This is a genomic window from uncultured Candidatus Kuenenia sp., assembly GCF_900696675.1.
Lineage (GTDB): Bacteria > Planctomycetota > Brocadiia > Brocadiales > Brocadiaceae > Kuenenia > Kuenenia stuttgartiensis_A.
On sequence record NZ_CAADGZ010000002.1, the window covers coordinates 79,058 to 100,858 of the forward strand.

The window sequence follows — 21,801 nt, forward strand, 5'->3', positions numbered from 1 at the left end:
GATACAAAATGACGAAAAAAGTTCAATTTATGTGTACGGCATTCAGGGACGGGTTTCAATCCGTGTATGGCGCCCGTGTTCTTACCAGGGATTTTCTTCCGGCTTTGGAGGCGGCAAGAGACGCCGGTATTTCCTATTTTGAAGCAGGAGGAGGCGCACGTTTTCAATCTCTGTATTTCTATTGCAATGAAGATGCGTTTGCCATGATGGATACGTTCCGCGAAACCGCCGGCCATGGCGCAGATCTCCAGACTCTGTCCCGGGGCGTCAATGTCGTGGGGCTGGAGTCTCAATCTGGTGAAATTATACGGATGCACGCCCAACTTTTCAAAAAGCACGGTATTACAACAATCAGGAATTTCGATGCGCTCAATGATGTGAGAAATCTTATTTTCAGCGGTAAATGCATTGCTGAGGCGGGGCTGAAACACCAGATATGCATAACAATGATGGAATTGCCGCCCGGATGCACCGGTGCGCACGACCCGGATTTTTATATTAGAATACTGCGTCAGATATTGGACGAGGGAATACCATTTCACTCCTTGTGTTTTAAGGATGCTTCCGGCACAGCCGTGCCGTCAAAGGTGTATGAGACCATAAAACGGGCGCGAAAAATACTTCCGGAAGATATGTTTATTCATTTTCATACGCACGAAACCGCGGGTATTGGCGTGAGCGCCAACAAGGCGGCCCTGGATGGTGGCGCTGATGCTATCGACCTTTCCCTGTCGCCCTGTTCCGGTGGTACATGCCAGACTGATATTTTGGTCATGTGGCATGCCCTGCGTGGGACCGGATATGATCTTGATGTCAATATTGACAAAGTTCGCGAGGCGGAAGAGGTTTTTAAGGAATGTATGAAAGATTATTTTCTTCCCCCTGAGGCAACATCTGTAGAGCCGCTTATTTTATGGAGTCCCATGCCCGGCGGCGCTCTTACGGCAAATACACAAATGCTTCGCGATAACGGCATTATGGATAAATATCCGGAGGTGATCAAATCCATGAGCGAAGTGGTCAAATTGGGCGGATACGGAACCTCGGTGACTCCCGTTTCTCAGTTTTACTTCCAACAGGCATTTAACAATGTTCTTTTCGGTCCCTGGCAGAAAATCGCCCCGGGCTACGGCAAAATGGTACTGGGTTATTTCGGGAAAACCCCCGTGCCGCCAGATCCGGAAATTGTGAAAATAGCGGCAGAACAACTCAAGCTGGAACCAACCGTGCGTTCTCCGCTTGAAATAAACGATGAGGATCCAAAAAAGAGTGTTAGACATGTCCGGGAAATACTTAAACAGGAGGGCATTGCAGAGACGGATGAGAATATTTTCATCGTTGCCACATGCACGGATAAGGGGTTGAAATTCCTTAAGGGAAAAGCAGAGATGGGGATTCGCCTGGTGGAGAAAAAGGGAGGACAAATCGTTGCCAATGACGAACAGAACCGGCAAGTCAGATCGCAGGAATACCTGCTGACGGTGAACGGAAAAGAGTATTCGGTTACGATTGAAGGAAACAAGGCAAAGGTAAATGGTAAAATCTATCAGGTAGAAATTCACAAAACACCGGAGGCAGTAACGGCTGTAGGCGTAAAGAAAATTAAGGAAGAAGGCCTTGCGGTAAAAGCGCAAATGCCCGGGAAGGTGATTCGGCTCACCTCAAGGATCGGAGATTATCTTCATTCCGGGCAGTCAATTTTAGTTGTTGAGGCAATGAAAATGGAAATACACGTTTCAAGCCCTGCAGAGGGAACAGTAATAGATATAAAGGTAAAAGAATGCGACCAGATTGTCACCGGACAGGTGCTTGCGTTTATAAACTAAAAAGCGGGTTATTCTACTTCTCCCGCCCAAACATCACACAATAAACCATCATCACCGCGAAGGATGATTTGCCCTTTCTCCCCGAATCCCGTCAAGATACCCGACCTTTGTTCCATTCCCTCTCCCAGGGTTATACGCTCTCCTACGAAACAGCAGCGCGCGAGCCATTCGTTACGTATGGCTGGAAATCCGCCGGCTTCCCAACGGTCGATCCACTGAGGCAGCATTTCAAGAATAATATTGAGAACATCCCTGATGAGATGTTTTTTGCCGGTCTCTATGCGAAGAGAAGTTGCGGGTTTTTTCATAGAAGAAACCTGCGGCTCCTGCATATTCACATTGACTCCCACGCCAACAACGATGGCAGCATGCCCGTTCGGGCGTTTCACGCCACTCTCCTCGGAAAGAATTCCACCGATTTTACGACCCCTCACAAGAAGGTCGTTTGGCCACTTCGTTTGTGTCGTGAAACCAAAGGTATCCAGGGCGGAAGCGATTCCCAGTGAAATTGCCATGGAGAGTGAAGCAAGCCCCGAAAGGTCATGCCGGGTAGACAAAAGAAAGGAAAAGGTGAGATCTTCTCCAGGTTGTGAAAGCCAATGATGATTGCTTCGACCATGACCGGCTGTTTGCTCAAGGGCAGCCAATACAAATCCTGTGGGAATATCTTTTTCATTTTTAAGCCAGCGCAGAAGGACGGTGTTGGTAGATGATAATTTGTCGTGCCATTCAGGTTCCAGAAATTTTATCATGGTTTAGCAAGGGAAAAAATTGTCAACAATGGCAATTACAGGTGAAAATCCGTGCATAATCAAATTATTATAGTATTTGCCAGAGTATCTGCAATATCTATTTTAAAAACCGTGCAACGCATGTTGTGCAGTAAGAAAAATATTCAATTCTCAATGCCCACTAAAAACAAATTATCATTGATATCGCTATGTCTATTATGGCATAATGCGTAATCAGATTTTATATACAGGAATTTACATCTTGCGGGATTAACTCAAGTAGTGCGACTAGTATAACGTTTCATTAAAATATCTACATTGATACCGTCATTGCAAACGACAGCGAAGCAATCTTAAGTTTTTTGGGAACAAGAGATTGCTTTGTCGCTCCACTCCTCGCAAGGACATTTTTTTACGTACACATTTTAACGAAATGATGTACTCGCCGGGTTCAGATTTGCAACCTAATCGCGCAAAGGATATGTACGTGAAAGCCGCCGAAGGGGTAATGTATGAAGGCAAAAATAAAAATATGGCTGGAATGCGGGGATGGCGTTGCATTTGCCGAAGGCAGGAGATTGCTGCTTGAGGCGGTAGACAGGCTTGGTTCTCTTAACGCCGCGGCAAAGGAGATGGGGATGTCATATCGTGCGGCATGGGGGAAAATAAGGGCTACTGAAAAGGTGTTGGGGATTAAATTGTTAAAAGTTACTACGGGGGGAAAGGGCGGCGGTGGCGCGGTACTGACAGAGGACGCGAAAAGGCTGATGATAAATTTTAATACCTATAAAAACAGGCTTAACACTTTAGCGGAAAAGGAATTTAAGCGCATTTTCGGAAAATAACTATGGCCTGCAAACTTAATGGCAAAATAATGAAAATCAATAAGGGCAGGATTCATACCCATATTCAAATCATGTGGAAAGACATCCCTCTGAGCGCCGTTATCACTACAGCCTCTTGCGACGATATGAATATTTTCGAGGGGGATGCTATCAGTGTGCTTATGAAAAGCACAGACCTGATACTGGCAAAGGCATTTCGAGGCATGTTGAGCGCCAGAAATTTTATAACAGGAGTTGTTGTAACCATTCTCCGGGGCGATGTGCTGTCAAAGGTTATTTTTGAATCCCAGGGAGACACGCTCTGCGCAATTGTCACCAATGCTTCATTAGAAGAAATGAATATGCAAACAGGAGAAGAAATAACAGCAATTATCAAATCAACCGAATTGATTTTATTTAAAAACAAAAAGGGCATCTAAATGAATGGAGAAGCACGCAATTGTTAGTTGTCAACCTTCAGAAAAAATGGCATTCCTTTCAACTCGATGCTGCATTTAAAATATCCACGGGGGAGGTCACCGTTTTATTTGGTCCGTCAGGCGCAGGAAAGTCGAGCATATTGCGTTTTGTCTCCGGACTGTCAACGGCGGATAATGGCAGCATTCAAAACGGAAACGACGTCTGGTTTGACAAGCAAAACAATATAAACCTTCCCCCACAATACCGGTCGGTTGGCTTTGTCTTTCAGGATTATGCATTGTTTCCGCACCTGACGGTTGAAAAGAATGTATTATATGGGGCAAAAAAAAGGCATGAGGGGGATAAAGTAAAAGACCTGCTTGCACTTGTCGGGCTTTCCGGTTACGAGCATTATTATCCGTCTCAATTGTCAGGCGGACAAAAACAAAGAGTAGCGCTTATAAGGGCGCTGGCAAGAGAACCCGATATTTTGTTAATGGACGAACCGCTTTCCGCCGTGGATTGGCAGACGCGCAGGCAATTGCAGGATGATCTGAAGCGTATCCTGCGCCAGCTTAAGGTAACAACCCTGTATGTAACACATGATATTCCGGAAACCTATAAAATGGCAGACAACGTTGTTGTGATACATTCCGGCAGTGTAATAAAGCAGGGGACTCCGGAAGAAGTTTTTTTGGGGAAAAGGCTCAGTACGCGGATACAGCTGGCAGGTAAAGTCGTCGGTACCGAACACGATACTATCATGACAATAGTTACTGTTTTGCACGCGGAGCAATATTTTAAAACACTCATCGATACCGAAGAGGTGCAAAGATTAAACTTAAAAATTGGAGATGACGTTATTATTGGGGCAAAGTCTTCAGATGTTGTCTTGTTCAAGCCGCTATAAAAAAGTGTAAATTTTCATTATCGTTATGTCAAATATGATATATCGTATTTCGGAAGCGCCGATGTGATTTATTTTTGCAGTTTTTTTTAGAAAGGAGGGTTTTTGTGTTTGGCAGAAAATTTAAACGTGTACTTTGGCGTTTATTAATAGTATGTAGTGTTTTAGTAGTCAATACGATGCGGCCTTGCATGGCATATGGTGACGAACTGGAGGAATTAAAAGGGCAATTGAAACAAATGGAGGAGGCGTTTTCAATACAGCAAAAAATGTTGAAACAGATGGAAATCATAGCATTGAGCCAGCAGGAGCAAATCAAAGAATTGAAAAGTCGTGTAGAGTCTATAAGTGAAAAACCCGTGGTAATTGCAACAGAAGAAATAAAAGATGAAGTAAAGCATGAGGTTGAGAACTATCTGTCCTCGGATGAGGTGCGCGAGAAATTGGGGATTGGCCTGCCAGACATTCCATTATTGGAGAGGAGCAGGACAGAAGCAGATATATGTGATATATTCTACACGCCTGATGATAGTAGCTATGCACTAAGTATTCGGTCGCACAGCGGCGATTATTCGCTAAACATAGGCGGCAGATTGCAGATGAGGTATCAGTATAATGACAAGGACGGAGATTTCGGGGGTGTAGATACTCAAAATATTGATGTCCGCCGGGCAAGAATCTATATGGGGGGAAACATCTATAGCAAAACGATTAATTATTACTGGGCTATAGATGCGGATAGCTTCGATGTTCAATTAAGGGATTTCTACTTGTACTGGACGCCTTATAAAGAATTGAACGCAAAAATTGGATATTTTAAAGTACCGTTTAACAGAGAAATGGTTGTCTCCTCGCAAAGACTGTTGTTTCAGGATAGAGCCATTGCCAGTGATGCCTTTGGCCAGTACCGTGACTATGGCCTGGATATTTACGGAAGACCGTTTGACGGACACATTGAATACCATGCCGCAGTATTTCAGGGGGCCGGTGATAATCCCTCAAAAAGGATTACAGGAAAAGACGAAAATCTCGATAACGAAATCATGTCCGTGTTGAGCCTGAGATATAATCCGTTTGGAAAATTTAATTACTACGACGGAACGGACATTGGATATTCCAAAACCCTTAAAGCTACTTTTGGATCATCCGTAGCCTTTAATGGAAAGAAGAGGGATGTAAAACGCGATGATACGGATATAATAGTAGGTGTGATTGATTTCGGCTTAAGGTATAAGGGCATTGCATGGGATAGCGAATACTATATGATGACAGAAAATCCTGAGTCTGATGGCGGCGGGGATTCCGTGGGGTCAGACGGATTTTTTACACAGGCCGGTTATTTTGTTATACCAAAAAAACTTGAGATAGCGGCACGCTATTCCATGGTTGACCCGGATGATGATGTATCAAACGATATTCAAAGGGAGTATACAGCGGGAATAAATTATTATTTCCGTGGTCATCGGTCAAAAATACAGGCCGATTTTGGCACTTTTATCACTGAGCAAGGCGACGAACAGGATAAAAGAGAAAACAAGTACAGATTACAGTACGAAATTGCATTTTAGTATAAGGGCGATTACGTTTTAGTGTAATAGAACAAAATTTATTAACCTCATTTAATAATATAACAAGGAGTTAACTTATGGTATCCAGACTATTTCTTGCCGGTGCCGTTTTTTCTGTGGCAATATTTTTCGTAGCAACAGAAGTTCTGTCTGAAAACGGTGAACGGCTTCTGCTTTTCGTAGGCGCTGCAAGCAAGCCGCCGACCGAGGAGGCGGTGAAGCTGTTTGAAAAAAAGACGGGTGTTAGGGTAGAGGTAGTATTTGGTGGTTCGGGATATATTCTCTCGCAGATGATATTGGCAAAGAAAGGAGATATTTATTTCCCGGGTTCATCAGACTATATGGAAAAGGCAAAAAGGGAAGGCTATGTATATCCTGAAACTGAAAGGATTGTTGTGTATCTTGTCCCTGCAATAAATGTGCAAAAAGGCAACCCGAAGCATATTAAAGGCCTGGAAGATTTGGCGCATCCCGGTATTAAAGTAGCCATAGCAAATCCGGAGGGTGTGTGTGTCGGAGCGTATGCAGTGGAAATAATTGAAAAGAATTTCACAAAAAAGCAGAAAAAAGATTTTAAAAAAAACATTGTAAATTATACGGAGAGTTGCGCAAAAACACTGACGGTTGTCTCTTTAAAACAGGTGGATGCGGTAATAGGGTGGAGTGTTTTTCAGCACTGGAACCCGGAGACAGTTGAAACAATTCCCCTAAAGAGCGATGAAGTTGTGCGTGTGGGTTATATACCTATCGCGGTCTCCACCTTTACTAAAAACAAAGTGCTTGCTGAGCAGTTTGTTGATTTCATCCTTTCTGAAGAAGTACGATCAATATTCAAAGAGTATCAATATTTTTCATCGGAACAGGAAGCCTTTGCATGGATAGGTCAAAAGCCTGTTGGCGGCGAATATGCCGTTCCGGCAGAATGGACGACCGGGAAATGAGATTTAAAAGACTTTGTATAATGTTTGCTTTCTGCTCGTTTTTCCTCTATGCCGGGCTTATTGTATCACTTGCCTACTTTTTCAGGGGATCCCTTTTTGCAGAGACGCTTTTTAATGAGAGAACTTTTTATTCCATTCGCCTCAGCGTGTCAGCGGCTACCATCGCGACATTAATTTCTTTGTTCATTGCCATCCCCTCCGCCTATGCATTGTCGCGGTGTCATTTTCCCGGAAAAGGCATTATAGATACGATGCTCGAACTTCCAATGATTGTTTCTCCTGCTGCGCTGGGCGCCATGCTTCTCATTTTTTTCAGCAACCCTGCCGGAAGCTGGCTGCAGCAACACGGAGTGCAGTTCGTGTTTGCCTTCCCGGGGATTATCCTTGCCCAATTTATCACTACTGCCGGAATTGCAACGCGGCTAATAAAGGCTGCGATGGACGAAATACCCGGCAAGTACGAGGATGTTGCCAGTTCGCTTGGCGCATCGCCGCTAAAATCATTTTTAACGGTCACGCTTCCCCTGAGCAAACGTGGCATTATTGCCGGCGCTATTTTAACATGGGCAAAGGCGCTTGGAGAATTTGGTGCAACTATCACCATTGCAGGCTCAATGGCAATGAAAACAGAAACGATTCCTATAGCAATATTTATGAGTCTTTCCAATGCAGATATCGAAAGAACCGTAATTCTCATTTTTATCCTTATTGGAACAGGTATCGGGGTGTTGTACGGCACAAGGCTGTTGTTAAGAAAGATGCCCTATGATTGGAAATAGTATATTTTCTGTAACTATTCAGCGTAAACGATACACGGCTAGTTCCCAAACCTTGTACTGAACATAGTGAAGTATCTGTTTGGGAACGAGCGTTTTTTTTCATAGAACTAAAGTGTTACCTTTTTTCGATGATTTTAAATTTTTTCAAATTGTTCTTTTGGCGCCCCACATTCCGGACAGACCCAATCATCAGGTAGATTATGAAAACGGGTGGCAGGAGTAATTTCATAGTCAGGATCGCCAGATTTTGGGTCATAGACATATCCACAAGCAAAGCATCTGGTACTACTCCATAGTTATTCCTCCAATCCAATCCAGGCGGCCATGCCCCTCATATTGGCCTATTCCAGATGCATTTTATCGCTGAGTAGTTGTCATGCCTTACGAAGAATCGTTCGCATCTTTTGCAATAAAGATAGCGCCTTTTTAATCTCACACGCCAAACTCTGTTTTTACAATGTCTGCGTGGCAGAGAGGATTGTTATCTCCATAGCTGCCCTTACCCAGGAGAATCGCTTTTTTACGATGTCAAATTGTCCGCCAGATTTTATGAAGGTCGCCGTGCCTTTGATCAGGAACCCAGCACCTGGACCGCGGAATCCCTGTACCTCTCGGCTTCCAAGGGTTAAAAGAATATTGTTATTTTTCTCCACATTGGCCTCTGTCCGTATCATGCCGCCAACCGGGATCAACAGATGTTCATCTCGGGTGACATCTATGTAGCTATTCCAGGTATTTACCACATGCGGACCATCGCCGCCCATGGTCACTATTGCGACTACACCCTCACATTTAAGAATCTGCATCATTTTGTCTGGGATCATCTGTAAAACCTCCTTATTTTTAAGTATCTTATCACAATCGCATTTCCTTGTGCCTGACGCTCCGGCTCATCAACGGCATCCTGTCCGCTGGAACCGGCCGGTCGTTAATGTGCGTCGTTTTGCTACTTCCACAGCCGGAGTTCTATAATAAGTCCATCCTGGTCTCTTATTTCTCCACGGAACGAATTGCCCAGGTCTATTGGCTCCTGGGCGATGGCTATCCCTTTGCCCTTCAGATAATCCATCGCCGTTGCCATATCGTCCACCTCAATGGCAATGCCCCTATATCCTATCTCCCAGGGATTTCCGGATTTTGGCCTGAGATCATCTACGTGGAGAATCTCAATGACCGTATCGCCAAGTTCAATATAAACAATCTCTTTCATGGGCGGTATTTTCATTTCATTACGACTCCTGATGCTAAAGCCAAGAACGTCTACATAGAAGTCAATGGTCTTTTCCGCATTCCTTTGGTACAATTTCTACATGATCGACTCTCTTGAACATCGTGCTATCTCCTTCTGTCTTGGGGGGTGTCAAGAAGCAGAAAAAGCACGTTTTGTTCGAAGCAGTATCCACCGCGGCGGTCGTGAATCAATTTTTTTTGGAGCGAAGCGGGTTCCAGCAGGATGGGCCAGCTCAGCAGCACGTCGAGGTTCTCGAACGGGATTGCGGCGACGTGATGGGCAACGATGGCATGAAGCAAGGCGAGCGTCGGTTTTCGCGGCCCGGCGTAACGGATGCGAGCGAAATAAGCGTCGAGATCGATTTCGGTTGGGGGCATAGACATCGCAACCGTACAGCCCGCCTCTTTCCAGACGTGTACTCCACCTTCTAGGACATTCACATTCGTGAAGCCTTCGTTCTGATACTTACTCGCCTGGCCATTTGCTGTTTCGTCATGTGGGCAGGCACAGTAAAAGATGATCGGCTGGCCCTTCCGCAACGACTCCTTTCGCGACAAAAAGTCGTGCAGCGAGATCGCACCCTCCAGGTGGTGCTGCTGGAATTCTTCGTCTCCTTCGTAAGCGCAAACGAGCAGTGTTTCCGGATCCGCCAATAACTCAAACGCCCTGCGTGCATCAATCTTCGCTAAAATAGTCATCATTATTCCTCCTGTGAAATATCACCGCTTATCTCAATATTAGGCAAAAAGCCGGTCAACAGACCGATCAGCGGTAAATAGGAACAAACGTGAAAGACGTAAGAAATACTGGTTAGATCGGCCAACTTCCCCAAAATGGCTGAACCGATGCCCGCCATGCCGAAGGCCAGACCGAAAAACAGTCCCGCAACCATTCCGATCTTTCCCGGCAGCAAATTCTGCGCATAAACCAGGATGGCAGAAAACGCCGATGCCAAAATGACGCCTATCGGCACAGTAAGAATTGAAGTCCACATCAGATTCGCGTAAGGCAGAGCAATCGTGAACGGAGACACGCCAAGAATAGAAATCCAGATCACGTATTTACGCCCGAACCGATCACCCAACGGCCCGCCGATAAATGTTCCCGCCGCGACTGCAAACAGAAACAAGAACAGATGAACCTGTGCGCTGGCCACTGAGACGTGAAATGTGTGGATCAGATAAAACGTGTAATAACTCGTGAGGCTGGTCAAATAAAAATATTTTGAAAAAATCAGAGCAATTAGGATAAACAGAGACATCGCGATTTTTGTTGAACTCAACGAAGCATTTCGAAGCGGGTGTTTTGTTGCGCCGACGATCCTGTGATGATGAGTTTGATACCATTGTCCGACTTTGTATAGGACTGCGATTCCCACAATTGCCGCAAGTGAAAACCAAAGTATATTGCGCTGTCCATGTCCCGCAATAATCAACGCGGCGCATAACGGGCCGATCGCACTTCCCGCATTTCCTCCGACTTGAAAAAGCGATTGGGCAAATCCGTGCCGGCCACCCGATGCCATGTAAGCGATGCGCGAAGATTCGGGATGGAAGATCGACGAACCCAAACCAACCAGTCCGACTGAAAAAAGCAACCAGGGAAAACCAGAGGCGAACGCAAGGCAGATCAACCCAAACAACGTGAACGACATTCCTATGGCCAGTGAGAAGGGTTTCGGATTTCGATCTGTGTAAAATCCGACCACTGGCTGCAACAACGAAGCGGTCATTTGAAAAGTGAGTGTAATCAATCCGACTTGCGCGAAAGTCAAATGAAACGATTCCTTGACGATGGGGTAAATGGCCGGAATCAACGATTGAATCGTATCGTTCAACAAATGCGAAAAACCGATGGCAATCAGAATTGGGAACACCGTTCGAGCGGAGTGCTCTATGGTTGCGGAAGGCGTTTCGAGCTGCATCTAATTTATTGCTCCTTATGTTTACAATGTCTGCGTAACGGAGAGTATCGTTATCTCCATTGCCGCTTTTGCCCAAGAAAGACGCTTCTTTACGATGGCAAATCGCTCGCCGGTTTTCACGAAGGTCCCGTGCCTTTGACCAGGAACCCGGTACCGAAGACAGCAATGTGTAAACGGGCTTATATTCTTAAAGTGCTTTACTGTCTAAGTAAAAGCAACTATGATAAAGCCGGTTTTCGTCCGTCTAAACTCATGCCACCTGGCCCGTTTATCGCAATGGCAATGAGTGCGCCCAAAATGGCCATGTTTTTCATAAACATGATTAACTGCGTCTGATCACTGAAATTGTTATGAAAAATCAACGTTACAGGAATTAAAAATACAATCAATCCAAGTGCGCCTAATCTTGCTTTGTATCCGATCAGCACTGAAATCCCTCCTGCCAGTTCAAAAATAATTGCCATTACCAGAAAAAATCTCACTGCGGGCATTCCAGTTGATTTCATGTAACCCATAGTTGATGTCGGATCAAAGATTTTTCCCAATCCAGCAAATATGAAAATCGCCGATATTAATAAACGTGATAATAAAGAGCCATACTTTTGCATTTTTATCCCTCCTGATGCGTTAATGTTATTTGTTTAAGCCTGTGATATTATAGAATTTGACCAGCTAGATTTTTACCTTAGTTTCTTGCTCTTGAGTGAAAGTTCCAGTTGGGGGACGGCAGTTGTGAGAAGAAATTGAGTAGGCTGGTATCAAGAAAATAATCGCTGGATTGGTAATAGTTTTTAGTATAAAGTCCTCCATAGCTCTTACCCTCCAACAGGGAGCAAAAGATACCCGTCTAGGGTGACGTCTATGTAGCTATTCCAGGTATTTACCACATGCGGACCGTCGCCGCCCATGGTCACTATTGCGACTATACCCTCACATTTAAGAAGCTGCATCATCTTGTCTGAGATCATCTGTAAAACCTCCTCATGTTTTTAGTCTCTTATCACAATCGCATTTCCTTGGTAACTATTCAGCGTAAACGATACACGGCTCGTTCCCAAACCTTGTACAGAACATAGTGAAGTATCTGTTTGGGAATGCGCATTTGTTCGAGAAACTCCGGTTTCTCGCCTGTTTGCTGATAGATAGGGGATAAAATCACAGGGTTAAGACAGTTTGTAATTTATCAAATCAGACCCTCACTGGAAACAAAATTTCCAGTGCAATTGCGTTCTGATCTCCGGTAGTTTAATAAATTACGCTGAATAGTTACTTTACTTGTGCCTAACGCTCCGGCTCATCAACGACATCCTGTCCGCTGAAACCGTCCGGTCGTTAATGGGCGTCGTTCTGCTACTTCCACTGCCGGAGTTCTATAATAAGCCCATCCGGGTCTCTTATCTCTCCACGGAACGAATTGCCCAGGTCTACTGGCTCTTGGGCTATGGCTATCCCTTTGCCCTTCAGATAATCCACCGTCATTGCCATATCGTCCACCTCGAGGGCAATGCCTCTGTATCCTACCTCCCAGGGGTTATTGGATTTCGGCTTGGGATCGTCCACGGAGATGATTTCAAGCACCGTATCGCCAAGTTCAATATAAACAATCTCTTTCATGGGCGGCATTTTCATTTCCTTACGACTCCTGATTCTAAAGCCAAGAATGTCTACATAGAAGTCTATGGTCTTTTCCGCATTCCCTGGTACAATTTCCACATGGTCGACTCTCTTGAACATCATTCTAACTCCTTTTTTGCGACAGGAGACCCCGTCACACAAGTTTATGTCAGGATCTCAACTGTTCGTGACCATCGCCTGACTTTCAATGGCCTTTCACTTAATTATTTTGATTGCCGTAGAACCTAAGGCAATTCATAATGGGAAGAATAATTATACTCAAGGAGTTCACAAAATGTGATTACAAAAATGCTATAACTATTTATGTTTACAGATTATGTTTACAGAGGTTAAATCTAATTTTAGAAATCCCTATTTGTGAACTCTTACAGTATATATCTGCCGGTAGCAGTTGTTTGCCTATGATAACTTTTGTCACGGCACCACCGCCATTTCCCTCAAAAGATTTTCCATCATCCGAACGTGTTTCTGGACGAGCAATGCCATATCTTTATCCAAGGGAGGAAGGATTTGATAGAGAAGTTCAACAACTGTCACCTTAATACTTTCATTATTATGAAAGCAAATTTGTTAATATGTTATCCAGTTTCTACTCTCTTTTCTTAAGAGAAAGATGTGTTTTTCCTGAATTGCTGTTTTAAGAAGACTTCCCAAAAAACCAACAAAGGTAATTTTCTTCAGTAAGGGGAGTGCGAACCATCCAACGGCAAGATGTCTTCCCAGGCTGACGACTTCACCCAGAACTTTTGGGTGATATGGTTTTCTCATGCCCCTAAAAATATCCGCGTAGACATTGTATGCTACCAATCGTCCTTGCTGTAATGCAAACTGGGCAGCAGCGGGAACAGGTTGTTTTGAGTAGGGATTTATTGCAAGGGCATTATCACCAATGGCATAAATGAAAGGATAACCTTCTACCTGAAGAAACTCATCAACAACAATACGTCCTGATTGTCCGATTTTCATTCCACTTTCTCCAATGAGTTCATGAATACGAGTGCCTCCCGTCCAAATCACCGTTTTCGTTTTCACCACTTCACCCGATGAAAGAGTTGTAGTGTCTGATGTCCGACTAATGATTTTTGTTCTTGTTATGATTTTTACACCTTTCTCAAGGAGTTTTTTATGAATACGTGTCGCAAAGGATGCCTCCATTCTTGGCACTATGTGGTCACCAGATTCTACGATGATAATTTCAACCTCATTAGAATTCACGTGACAGTTATGGGTGCAATGAACAGTATAGTCGGCAAGTTCAGCGGCAAATTCTATCCCCGATAAACCACCACCGCCAATGACAAACCGAAGCATATCTCTTCGTAGTTCCTCGTTCGGTTCTGATGCCGCACGTGCACATAGTTTATCAATATGTGCATAGATTTGTTGGGCGTCTCTCAATGTCTGAAGCGAGAAAGAATTTTCCTGTAATCCAGGGATGTTATGGAAATTTACCTGACTTCCAAGTGCAATTACCAAGTAATGAAAGGGTAAAGCCCCGCCTTCCATGTAAACGATATGTTCTTTCGCATCAATCCTGGTTACTTCTCCAAGATGAAAGATAATGTTTCTCCCTTGTATAATGCGATTAATAGGAATAGATACCTCCCTTTTTCGCACGGCGGCCTCGTGTAATTGTGTCTTGAGCGTATGATAGGGATTTCTATCTATAAGGTGTATTTGATATTCGGGGTGCTTACGGAACAACCTTGCTAATCGCAATACAGACGTAATTCCTCCGTAGCCTGCTCCCACGACAACGATATTTTTTTTGGATTCCATGACTGATACCTTCGAATAAATCTAAAATTATTCCGGTGGATTCGGCCTATCGGCCTTAATCCACCCTTGCCCATTATACAGTATCACTGGGCAATGAAATTAAGACCTTATCATAGTCAGCAGCATCTTAAATTTTTTTATTGCTTTCAGCGCATGTGGTTGGTTGGCTGGCATGATAACAATTTCGCCCTCTTTCAGGCGAAGGGGATTGCCAGATATAACAATTTCCACTTCACCCTCAAGAAGATAAACTAAGGCATCGAATGGCGCGGTATGTTCACTCAACCCCTGCCCTTCATCAAAGGCGAACACCGTTATAGTTCCTGTCTTTTTAGTCATGATCTCCCGGCTCACCACTGAGCAATCCTGGTAATTTATCAAATCAATTAATCGTGCAGGTTTAGATCCAAGTGTTGTGATATGAGCATGTTTCTTATCCTGATCCATACGTCTGTTTCCTTGTGAATCCGTTATTATAGTAACTGATAAATACGCCAAAACCTTGCTTTGAGAAAAACAAAGGAAATACCCTTTTTACTCATTCAATCAAAAATTTCAAATTTGTTCAAACTGTTCCTTTGGAGCGCCACACAGAGGACAGACCCAATCATCAGGTAAATTCTGAAAGCTTGTGCCAGGATTAATTCCATGGTCAGGATCACCAAATTTAGGGTCGTAGATATATCCACAAATTATACATTTGTATCTTTCCATTGTTTTACATTCTCCTTATGCATTCTTCGTAAAGTAATCAAAACGACGATGGTATATCATTGATTCGATTTAAAAATTTCTGCATAATCAAACTCCCTTAGTCGCACTTAATAAGCACTATGCCGAATTGCAGCACGGCGGGTTACTGCCAGATCGTAGGTGCGTGCAATACCGGTATTGCGCAGCAAACCTATGGTGTGCATCATATCACTACCGTCACTCTGTATGTGATCAATATCTTGCACGGTGATAATGCCAGTCAATTCACCATCGTCATTGAGCACTGGTAAGCCGTGATATCGTTTACGCATAAGTAAATCGATTGCCACTGTCAACGAATCAGATTCCCGCAAAGTGTCGATCTCCGTCTCCATGACATTGTCAACCGTAATTGTTTCCAAAACGTCAACGTCACGCCATCGTTGCAGACGTATACCCTTGAACGTCAATCCCAAGGTATATACTGAATCGTGCTGACGTTTACCGCAGCTATCAACGGCAGAATGATCCGATAACCATGAGTCATTTCAAATAGTAACATGAACGAGGCAATCGGTGCACGTATTGTGCCTGCAAGGGCGGCCGCCACCCGACCATCACAATGGCAGGTGGTGAAATGTTGAGAGAATGAAAAACCTGTTTAGCAACGAGTCCATAAGCAGCCCCAAGTGAAGCACCGGAAAAAAGGGCAGGCGCAAACACACCGCCGTGGAAACCACCACAGATACAAATCGGCGTTAGCACCAGTCTGGATAATGCCAGCGAAAGCAGGAGAGTAACCGAAAGCGGTTTGCCGTCTAAGATATTTCCAGTTGTTGCATAACCTGTGCTAAGCACCTGCGGTAGATAAATTCCAACGAGGCTAACGGCGAGACCGGCAGCAACTGGTTTAAACCAGCGCGGGGCATTCCATGTATCAAAGATATCCCGCGTGAAATGATGCAAGCGAATATAGAATGCAGCACTAAGCCCGGAGAGCACTCCTAACACAAAATAGAGCGACTATTCACATGCTGAGTTAATTGTATATGCAGGGATGTGAAACGCAGGAGGAGCCCCTGATACGACCAGAGTAAACACAGACGCGGCCACGGCTGCCGCCAATGCAACGATGCCAAAGGCGTTTACGTTCAGGTTCTCCTAAATAATCTCCAACGCTAAAAATATACCGGTAATAGGCGCGTTGAAGGCAGCGGCAATTCCACCCGCAACACCCGATTGTATTAATTTTTCATTGGTCATAATTCGATTATAGCAAATTTATTTACGGTGTTTGTTGGACAAAATTAGAATGTATTTCGAGCAGAATACAGTTCGTCAGTATAGCCTGGGAAATAATCCTGCTTTATACGATCTGCCGCAATACCCATTCTTTTTAAGATGCCACCCAGGCTCTCCACCATCGGCGTGGGACCCGAAACATAAAAGACTGGTGTTTGTATATCCGGCACCAGTTTTTTAAATGTGTTTTCGTCTATACGCTCGGGAGCGATGACATAATGCATGACAAGGTTTGGATTATTTTTTGCGAATTTCTCCAACCCCTCTTTATATGGGATGTTGTGATCGCGGTTGGCATACAATAACGTTGCGTGTAGTTTTAGATCTACGTGATCCGCTTCTTTAAGTATGGAGTGGAATGGTGTGATGCCGATACCGCCTGCGATGAAGACATACTCCTGCGTCGGATCGTCCACGATGAAATCGCCGTCTATGTCGGATATTTCTATCGACTCGCCTACCTGTAAAGCGTTAAGTGCAGCCTTGAAGCTGCTCCCTTTTTCGCTAGTTAGCCTTGTCGTAATCATTATCTCTTTCTCAAACGGAGCCGAGGCTACCGTAAACCACCGATCTGAGCCACGATTATCTGTCGGCTCGTGATGGAGTACATAGTGGAGAAACTGTCCGGCTTTCCAGGTGAGAGGTTCTGTGGGACTGAAGACAAACGATTCGACATCCGGAGCTTCCGTTTTTCTACGAATAAGGTTTAGTTTCATATGTGGTTAATTATATCAATTCAGCGGTTTCTTGTAAACGTAATTTGCGGCTACAACTTAAAAAATTCCATATATCAAAACGGATTCTTTCCAATTTTGTGAATTGGACATATTCCTTTTTTATATTTCCCTGTAAAAAGAAGAATCACCAAAGTAAGGGGTGCGTTGACCGCTTGCAATAAAATAAAGACGATGTCGCGGATCATAATCATAACTGCGTGAATCAAAAGAAGTAAGGCGACCAAAAACCAGAGCGCATACGTCCGACGACTGATGCCAGTGGAACAGTGCTCTTTGATTGAATGCTTGATTTATGGCACATATACCCATATAACTAAACCACTACCAATGAACCCAGTATCATAGACTTTGGATAGTTCGCTTAATCTCTTGCAATTCCCGGACTCTAATAAGGGCTTCGCCGCGTAAAGGGAAATGCATGACAAAGACTTTTGACGCGCCTATATTTTCTTGCCAGCCAAAAGAGAAATCCTTTGATCCGGCGTACTTTTCATACGAGACTTTGCCGATGAAGCAGACCACCTTCGGCATCTCGGCTTTTATAATACGAGAAATCTTTTTACGTCCGGGCAACTCCTCGTGTTTTTTAATCCCTGTTATATCTCGCGTCGGTCTGTCAATAATGTTCACGAATCCAAGCCCATATACCGTATTAAATTTTTCTTTGTAGACACGCTCCAGTGTCTTGTCGTCACGTAATTCTTCTCTTTTCTCCTTAATGAGACCGGCTTCCGAGAGGAGGTACCAAAAGAGCTTATTGTTGGAAAACGGCACGTGACGATTGAACGATCCGGGATGGGGATTAATACCCACGAAAAGTATTACCGGCTTCTTGTATCTATAGCGAATCATGTTTTAGGTTCGGGATATATGAGTTGCCCTTTTTTTACTTTCAAAAAAGGGGTCAGGCGGTGCTTTGTTGCGGAGGTGCGACTCATGATGTCTTTCACTGTCCACCCTCTTTTCGTGAGCGCGTCGGCAATGAGCGAGCGGTGACATCGCCACGGCACGGCTTCGGCGCACATGATAGTTGTTTCTCTCAAACTAGCGATCTTTATAAGGCTTTCCAAACCTTCTGAAAATTCAGGCGTTGCCATGTAATCGGCGAATCCTCTAAATGAGGCGTTGCGCCAACCGAGATTTAACGAATCTTTTGTTGTGTGTCGTAGCCCTCCGAGTTTTTGTATATGCTTATACCGTATGTGTGCCCGTTGTAATGATTCTTTGAGCGCCTCCGAATTGAACTGAGGGTTGTGGCGCGACTTTGGTATTGACCTTACGTCAACAATCTCTTTAATACCATGCGCTTGTAACATCTCCACAAATTCACCGATAGGATGAGTAGAGTGGCCAATGGTAAAGATTACAGGTTTCTTCATAGTGGATTTTTTGTATCTTTATGTTCCATAAAGTTACTTTAACAATTCCTCCATCGAAACGCCTAACGACCTGGCGATTTTTTGGATTGTTTGCACGCTGGGTTTGGCAACGACATCGCCCTCAATTTTCGTAAGTGTGGAAGACTTAATATTAGTTTTTTTGCCAAGTCGTCTTGCATTAACCCTTGTTTTGGTTGTATTCGCTTAATGTTCAGTGATATAGCTGCCATAATATGCGATAATGACAGGAATAAGAGAATAATATTTAGCCCCTGGTCCCGACAAGGTAGCTTACACAATAGACGATATCACTCTTCCTTGCTACCCCAATGTTATTAAGTTTTAGCATTTTTATTCAATGAGTGGCCTGTCAACGCAAAATGAGGCGGCGAAGCATGTCGGTGAATTCGCTTTCAAGGTGTAGGGCGATTTTAAGTTTTGTTACAGGTTCGGTTGAAAGTTGTTTGCCGGTATCCGGCAGGACAAGGTCAGGTGCAAGTTCTATAAGTGGAACGGCCACAAACGAATAGGTGTAAATTGACGGATCTGGCAGGCGAAGATCGGGATCATTAATTACTGATGTTCCGTACAGAATTAGGTCGAGATCGATAGTTCGTGGTGCGAATTTATCTACAGAGCGCACGCGGCCAAGGCGTACTTCAATTTTTCGCAGGATATCAAATTTTATTTCGCGCGGTTGATGATCGGTTTTAATTCTGACAACGCCGTTTAGAAAATCAGGTTGTTCAGAGGCACTGACTGCGACGGTCTTGTAAAAATTCGATATGGCGGCAATCGGCATTTGTGTGCAGAGCATAGTCAAGGCACGGCAAATGTTGTCCTGCGGATCAATATTTGAGCCAACGGCAATAAAGGCATCGACCACAGGCCTAGTATGCAATATTTCAGTCATCGTTGCGCATCCTGAAAATTTCAACACTGACGCTTTTTGCGTATCGCAGTGCACCGGGTTTATCAACTCGTATAGTTACGGCCTTGACGACCGGGTGGGTAAGACAAATCTGCGCGATGCTGTCTGCCAGCCGCTCAACGAGATAGAAACTTGAGCTTTCCACTATTGTGATTATCTGTTTTTTTATTTCTTTGTAGTCAATGGAATCTTTGATGCGGTCGCTTTTACAGGGACGACTCAAATCGGCATAAAGAGTAATGTTGATTAGCACATCCTGTTTTTGCGTGCGTTCCCAGTCGTTTAGGCCGATAACGCATCGAAGCAGCAGATCGGTAATACTAATTTTGTCGAGCTTTTCTCTATCCATAAATCGTATCATCTCAAAATTTCATGGTAAATGCTATTTGTTAGAAAGTAAAGCCCGCATAAAGGCTGGCTTTAGATAAATTAAAAACGGGTTTTTACACTGTTTTTTTTGAGAGATACCATAACTCTTTATCCGTACGTATTGCCAATAAGGTGTCTGCCGCCATCGACATAAATGACCTGGCCGGTGACAAATTCGTTATCGATCAGAAAGCGGACGGCAGTCGTGATCTGGTCGGCACTACCGATGCTATTGAGTGGATTGGCGGATTTAAGCTGCTCAAGATAAGCCCGATCTTTACCGGCCGGCGGCAGTATCAGACCCGGCGCAATAGCGTTGGCGCGGACATTAGGGGCAAATTCTAGCGCCATCATTTTTGTCAGCGCAAAGAGTGCGCGCTTCGCCAGATGATACGCGACGTGCTGACGGTCGTACCCGGTAATACGTGAATCAAGAAAATTAATGATTACCGGCAGCACGGCCGACGCACGATCCTTGTTCAACCGGGCAAACGAACGGGAAAGCAGAAACGGAGCGAAGGCATTGGTCATCATGTTACGCTGGATGTCGTCCATTGAAATTTCAGTAAGGCGGCCGGTTTCAAAAATAGAGGCATTGTTAATTAGCACATCTATCGGACCTGCTATATCCCATACTCGCTTGAGCAGATTTTGCGCCTCAGCAGGGGATTCAAGGTTTGCGGCAATTGTAAAGGTCGTGGTTCCGTTGTCGCGGATTTCTTTGGCCAATTCTTCAGCGGCGGATTGAGACGAGCGATAATGAATGACTACGACGGAGGCTTGATGAGCTAGATTTAGTGCTAATGTCCGGCCGATCCGATTGGCTGCACCGGTGATCAAATATGCTCGTTTTGTGTTTTGCAATGTCGACATCAAAGTCCTCGCGTTATACTATCATTATTTCTTTCCGCATGCCGCCAGAAATTCCGCCCGCAGCGCCGGATCGCCATCATAATTTCCACGCCAAAACGTCGTGCGGCTAATGGAAGAGATTTCTTTAACGCCGCGCATCTCGACGCATAAGTGATGCGCCTCAATGTATACAGCGACGCCGTGAGGAAGAAGAAGTTGGTTGAGGGTGTCGGCGATCTGCTGACCGATTCGTTCCTGTACCTCAAAACGACGCGAAAAAAGATGCACCAGACGCGTGAGTTTGGAAAGACCGATAATATGTTCATGTGAGATATAGCCGACATAGACCACGCCGTAAAACGGCAGGCAGTGATGTTCGCAGAGCGCGAAAAAGCGAATCGGGCCTTCGATTATCTGACTCAGGCGACAATCGGGCCCGCCGCGGCACTCGGTTTCAAACACCTTAACTAATTTAGGATCGCCGTCATAACCCTCAGTCGACTCGATAAGAGCATTGATAAAACGGTGGGGCGTTTCCTTTGTGGCTGCGGTATTCAAATTCAGCCCCAGCGTGGTAAATATCTCGGCGGCATATCCCTCAAATTTACGGATTTGTTCGTCACTGATCTGGCGTTTTTTGACCTTCAAAAAATTATTTTCGTTAGCGATTACATTCTCGTTCATACGCAAAGCCCACTCTTCTTTTTTAGATGATAGATGATAGGAAATTACTTTTTTTCATCAAATGATCAATTTAGAAAAATAAAGAAAAATTGCAAGTTATTTTTCTTTTATCATTCTTTCATAAATTAAATAAACAGGATTTGATCCTGACCCGTCTCTGCAAGAAATGTGGTTAACCCCATACTCTTATCAACCTCATTTACAAGTTCATCCCGCGATATGTTTAACAAGCCCATAGAATTGGTACACACATAAAACTTTGCACCCATTGCCTTAGATTGAGTTAAAA

The 21,801-nt window shown here is 44.3% G+C and carries 27 protein-coding genes and 2 pseudogenes; 7 read left to right on the forward strand and 22 right to left on the reverse strand.

Translation table 11 applies throughout. The features are described from left to right. Positions 1-8: 8 nt before the first annotated feature. A complete protein-coding gene (locus QZT26_RS00810; protein ID WP_164994408.1) occupies positions 9-1,826 on the forward strand; it encodes a biotin/lipoyl-containing protein in 1,818 nt (605 codons plus the stop codon). An 8-nt stretch (positions 1,827-1,834) separates the two neighbouring features. On the opposite strand, the gene QZT26_RS00815 is transcribed toward QZT26_RS00810, so the two are convergent. Next, positions 1,835-2,578 (reverse strand): biotin--[acetyl-CoA-carboxylase] ligase, encoded by a 744-nt coding sequence (locus QZT26_RS00815; RefSeq protein ID WP_099325016.1) that lies wholly within the window; start codon positions 2,576-2,578, stop codon positions 1,835-1,837. A gap of 491 nt (positions 2,579-3,069) precedes the next feature. Here QZT26_RS00815 and QZT26_RS00820 point away from each other — a divergent pair, with 491 nt between their 5' ends. The 6 genes from QZT26_RS00820 (at position 3,070) to QZT26_RS00845 (ending at position 7,996) form a co-directional block, all read left to right on the forward strand. Continuing rightward, a complete protein-coding gene (locus QZT26_RS00820) occupies positions 3,070-3,402 on the forward strand; it encodes a LysR family transcriptional regulator (RefSeq protein ID WP_099325015.1) in 333 nt (110 codons plus the stop codon). A gap of 2 nt (positions 3,403-3,404) precedes the next feature. Further along, a complete protein-coding gene (locus QZT26_RS00825; protein WP_099325014.1) occupies positions 3,405-3,821 on the forward strand; it encodes a TOBE domain-containing protein in 417 nt (138 codons plus the stop codon). Positions 3,822-3,841: 20 nt separating this feature from the next. Continuing rightward, entirely contained in the window at positions 3,842-4,711 is an 870-nt protein-coding gene (locus QZT26_RS00830) for an ATP-binding cassette domain-containing protein (RefSeq protein WP_099325013.1), read from the forward strand. A 104-nt stretch (positions 4,712-4,815) separates the two neighbouring features. After that, on the forward strand, positions 4,816-6,276 hold the full coding sequence (locus QZT26_RS00835) for a porin (RefSeq protein WP_230405721.1): 1,461 nt from the start codon (positions 4,816-4,818) through the stop codon (positions 6,274-6,276). A gap of 77 nt (positions 6,277-6,353) precedes the next feature. Then, complete coding sequence (modA, locus tag QZT26_RS00840; RefSeq protein WP_099325012.1) at positions 6,354-7,217, forward strand: molybdate ABC transporter substrate-binding protein; 864 nt, start codon at positions 6,354-6,356, stop codon at positions 7,215-7,217. Then, entirely contained in the window at positions 7,151-7,996 is an 846-nt protein-coding gene (locus QZT26_RS00845) for an ABC transporter permease (protein ID WP_295100046.1), read from the forward strand. The genes modA and QZT26_RS00845 overlap by 67 nt, the downstream gene beginning before the upstream one ends. Positions 7,997-8,130: 134 nt before the next feature. Here the strand turns inward: QZT26_RS00845 and QZT26_RS00850 are convergent. From QZT26_RS00850 to QZT26_RS00950, 21 genes and pseudogenes are all read right to left on the reverse strand, one after another. Next, positions 8,131-8,265 (reverse strand): annotated as a pseudogene (locus tag QZT26_RS00850) (rubredoxin); the annotation flags it as partial. 183 nt (positions 8,266-8,448) lie between these two features. Further along, positions 8,449-8,820: a pyridoxamine 5'-phosphate oxidase family protein gene (locus tag QZT26_RS00855; RefSeq protein WP_099325010.1), complete on the reverse strand. Its 372-nt coding sequence runs from the start codon at positions 8,818-8,820 to the stop codon at positions 8,449-8,451. A 122-nt stretch (positions 8,821-8,942) separates the two neighbouring features. After that, the gene (locus QZT26_RS00860) at positions 8,943-9,299 is read right to left on the reverse strand and encodes a VOC family protein (RefSeq protein ID WP_295100048.1); all 357 of its coding nucleotides are present in this window, start codon (positions 9,297-9,299) and stop codon (positions 8,943-8,945) included. 32 nt (positions 9,300-9,331) lie between these two features. Beyond that, positions 9,332-9,928, reverse strand: coding sequence for an arylamine N-acetyltransferase (locus tag QZT26_RS00865; protein WP_099325009.1), 597 nt, complete (start codon positions 9,926-9,928; stop codon positions 9,332-9,334). Then, complete coding sequence (locus tag QZT26_RS00870; protein ID WP_099325008.1) at positions 9,928-11,151, reverse strand: MFS transporter; 1,224 nt, start codon at positions 11,149-11,151, stop codon at positions 9,928-9,930. Before QZT26_RS00870 ends, QZT26_RS00865 begins: the two co-directional genes overlap by 1 nt. Positions 11,152-11,369: 218 nt before the next feature. Continuing rightward, a complete protein-coding gene (locus QZT26_RS00875; RefSeq protein WP_197705385.1) occupies positions 11,370-11,759 on the reverse strand; it encodes a DoxX family protein in 390 nt (129 codons plus the stop codon). Between the two features lie 207 nt (positions 11,760-11,966). After that, positions 11,967-12,119, reverse strand: coding sequence for a hypothetical protein (locus tag QZT26_RS00880; RefSeq protein WP_164994409.1), 153 nt, complete (start codon positions 12,117-12,119; stop codon positions 11,967-11,969). Between the two features lie 382 nt (positions 12,120-12,501). Then, the gene (locus QZT26_RS00885) at positions 12,502-12,888 is read right to left on the reverse strand and encodes a VOC family protein (protein ID WP_197705384.1); all 387 of its coding nucleotides are present in this window, start codon (positions 12,886-12,888) and stop codon (positions 12,502-12,504) included. Between the two features lie 312 nt (positions 12,889-13,200). Beyond that, the gene (locus QZT26_RS00890; RefSeq protein ID WP_261341090.1) at positions 13,201-13,323 is read right to left on the reverse strand and encodes a hypothetical protein; all 123 of its coding nucleotides are present in this window, start codon (positions 13,321-13,323) and stop codon (positions 13,201-13,203) included. Positions 13,324-13,356: 33 nt separating this feature from the next. Continuing rightward, entirely contained in the window at positions 13,357-14,565 is a 1,209-nt protein-coding gene (locus QZT26_RS00895) for an NAD(P)/FAD-dependent oxidoreductase (RefSeq protein ID WP_099325005.1), read from the reverse strand. Between the two features lie 99 nt (positions 14,566-14,664). Further along, positions 14,665-15,012, reverse strand: coding sequence for a cupin domain-containing protein (locus QZT26_RS00900; RefSeq protein ID WP_099325004.1), 348 nt, complete (start codon positions 15,010-15,012; stop codon positions 14,665-14,667). Between the two features lie 108 nt (positions 15,013-15,120). After that, positions 15,121-15,279, reverse strand: a complete 159-nt coding sequence (rd, locus tag QZT26_RS00905; protein WP_099325003.1) for a rubredoxin — start codon at positions 15,277-15,279, stop codon at positions 15,121-15,123. 107 nt (positions 15,280-15,386) lie between these two features. Then, on the reverse strand, positions 15,387-15,680 hold the full coding sequence (locus tag QZT26_RS00910) for a CBS domain-containing protein (RefSeq protein WP_157820497.1): 294 nt from the start codon (positions 15,678-15,680) through the stop codon (positions 15,387-15,389). Positions 15,681-15,801: 121 nt separating this feature from the next. After that, positions 15,802-16,521 (reverse strand): annotated as a pseudogene (locus tag QZT26_RS00915) (chloride channel protein). A gap of 44 nt (positions 16,522-16,565) precedes the next feature. Next, a complete protein-coding gene (locus QZT26_RS00920) occupies positions 16,566-17,087 on the reverse strand; it encodes an FAD-dependent oxidoreductase (RefSeq protein ID WP_157820495.1) in 522 nt (173 codons plus the stop codon). Between the two features lie 549 nt (positions 17,088-17,636). Next, positions 17,637-18,149 carry a mismatch-specific DNA-glycosylase gene (locus tag QZT26_RS00925; protein WP_164994410.1) on the reverse strand — a complete coding sequence of 171 codons (513 nt, stop codon included), beginning with the start codon at positions 18,147-18,149 and terminating at the stop codon, positions 17,637-17,639. Next, positions 18,146-18,676: a DUF488 domain-containing protein gene (locus QZT26_RS00930; protein ID WP_164994411.1), complete on the reverse strand. Its 531-nt coding sequence runs from the start codon at positions 18,674-18,676 to the stop codon at positions 18,146-18,148. The genes QZT26_RS00925 and QZT26_RS00930 overlap by 4 nt, the downstream gene beginning before the upstream one ends. Before the next feature lie 370 nt (positions 18,677-19,046). Beyond that, a complete protein-coding gene (folK, locus tag QZT26_RS00935) occupies positions 19,047-19,589 on the reverse strand; it encodes a 2-amino-4-hydroxy-6-hydroxymethyldihydropteridine diphosphokinase (RefSeq protein WP_164994412.1) in 543 nt (180 codons plus the stop codon). After that, complete coding sequence (gene folB, locus QZT26_RS00940; RefSeq protein ID WP_205713358.1) at positions 19,582-19,956, reverse strand: dihydroneopterin aldolase; 375 nt, start codon at positions 19,954-19,956, stop codon at positions 19,582-19,584. Before folB ends, folK begins: the two co-directional genes overlap by 8 nt. 128 nt (positions 19,957-20,084) lie before the next feature. Next, positions 20,085-20,849, reverse strand: coding sequence for an SDR family oxidoreductase (locus tag QZT26_RS00945; protein ID WP_099324993.1), 765 nt, complete (start codon positions 20,847-20,849; stop codon positions 20,085-20,087). Positions 20,850-20,873: 24 nt separating this feature from the next. Next, a complete protein-coding gene (locus QZT26_RS00950) occupies positions 20,874-21,512 on the reverse strand; it encodes a GTP cyclohydrolase I (protein ID WP_164994415.1) in 639 nt (212 codons plus the stop codon). Positions 21,513-21,801: the final 289 nt, after the last annotated feature.

What these genes read in the sequence shown, in the direction of transcription:
- QZT26_RS00810 (WP_164994408.1), top strand. Translation starts at nt 9, where the DNA reads ATGACGAAAAAAGTTCAATTTATGTGTACGGCATTCAGGGACGGGTTT.
- QZT26_RS00815 (WP_099325016.1), bottom strand. Translation starts at nt 2,578, where the DNA reads ATGATAAAATTTCTGGAACCTGAATGGCACGACAAATTATCATCTACC.
- QZT26_RS00820 (WP_099325015.1), top strand. Translation starts at nt 3,070, where the DNA reads ATGAAGGCAAAAATAAAAATATGGCTGGAATGCGGGGATGGCGTTGCA.
- QZT26_RS00825 (WP_099325014.1), top strand. Translation starts at nt 3,405, where the DNA reads ATGGCCTGCAAACTTAATGGCAAAATAATGAAAATCAATAAGGGCAGG.
- modA (WP_099325012.1), top strand. Translation starts at nt 6,354, where the DNA reads ATGGTATCCAGACTATTTCTTGCCGGTGCCGTTTTTTCTGTGGCAATA.
- QZT26_RS00845 (WP_295100046.1), top strand. Translation starts at nt 7,151, where the DNA reads ATGGATAGGTCAAAAGCCTGTTGGCGGCGAATATGCCGTTCCGGCAGA.
- QZT26_RS00855 (WP_099325010.1), bottom strand. Translation starts at nt 8,820, where the DNA reads ATGATCCCAGACAAAATGATGCAGATTCTTAAATGTGAGGGTGTAGTC.
- QZT26_RS00865 (WP_099325009.1), bottom strand. Translation starts at nt 9,928, where the DNA reads ATGATGACTATTTTAGCGAAGATTGATGCACGCAGGGCGTTTGAGTTA.
- QZT26_RS00870 (WP_099325008.1), bottom strand. Translation starts at nt 11,151, where the DNA reads ATGCAGCTCGAAACGCCTTCCGCAACCATAGAGCACTCCGCTCGAACG.
- QZT26_RS00875 (WP_197705385.1), bottom strand. Translation starts at nt 11,759, where the DNA reads ATGCAAAAGTATGGCTCTTTATTATCACGTTTATTAATATCGGCGATT.
- QZT26_RS00880 (WP_164994409.1), bottom strand. Translation starts at nt 12,119, where the DNA reads ATGATCTCAGACAAGATGATGCAGCTTCTTAAATGTGAGGGTATAGTC.
- QZT26_RS00885 (WP_197705384.1), bottom strand. Translation starts at nt 12,888, where the DNA reads ATGATGTTCAAGAGAGTCGACCATGTGGAAATTGTACCAGGGAATGCG.
- QZT26_RS00895 (WP_099325005.1), bottom strand. Translation starts at nt 14,565, where the DNA reads ATGGAATCCAAAAAAAATATCGTTGTCGTGGGAGCAGGCTACGGAGGA.
- QZT26_RS00900 (WP_099325004.1), bottom strand. Translation starts at nt 15,012, where the DNA reads ATGGATCAGGATAAGAAACATGCTCATATCACAACACTTGGATCTAAA.
- rd (WP_099325003.1), bottom strand. Translation starts at nt 15,279, where the DNA reads ATGGAAAGATACAAATGTATAATTTGTGGATATATCTACGACCCTAAA.
- QZT26_RS00920 (WP_157820495.1), bottom strand. Translation starts at nt 17,087, where the DNA reads ATGATTACGACAAGGCTAACTAGCGAAAAAGGGAGCAGCTTCAAGGCT.
- QZT26_RS00925 (WP_164994410.1), bottom strand. Translation starts at nt 18,149, where the DNA reads ATGATTCGCTATAGATACAAGAAGCCGGTAATACTTTTCGTGGGTATT.
- QZT26_RS00930 (WP_164994411.1), bottom strand. Translation starts at nt 18,676, where the DNA reads ATGAAGAAACCTGTAATCTTTACCATTGGCCACTCTACTCATCCTATC.
- folK (WP_164994412.1), bottom strand. Translation starts at nt 19,589, where the DNA reads ATGACTGAAATATTGCATACTAGGCCTGTGGTCGATGCCTTTATTGCC.
- folB (WP_205713358.1), bottom strand. Translation starts at nt 19,956, where the DNA reads ATGGATAGAGAAAAGCTCGACAAAATTAGTATTACCGATCTGCTGCTT.
- QZT26_RS00945 (WP_099324993.1), bottom strand. Translation starts at nt 20,849, where the DNA reads ATGTCGACATTGCAAAACACAAAACGAGCATATTTGATCACCGGTGCA.
- QZT26_RS00950 (WP_164994415.1), bottom strand. Translation starts at nt 21,512, where the DNA reads ATGAACGAGAATGTAATCGCTAACGAAAATAATTTTTTGAAGGTCAAA.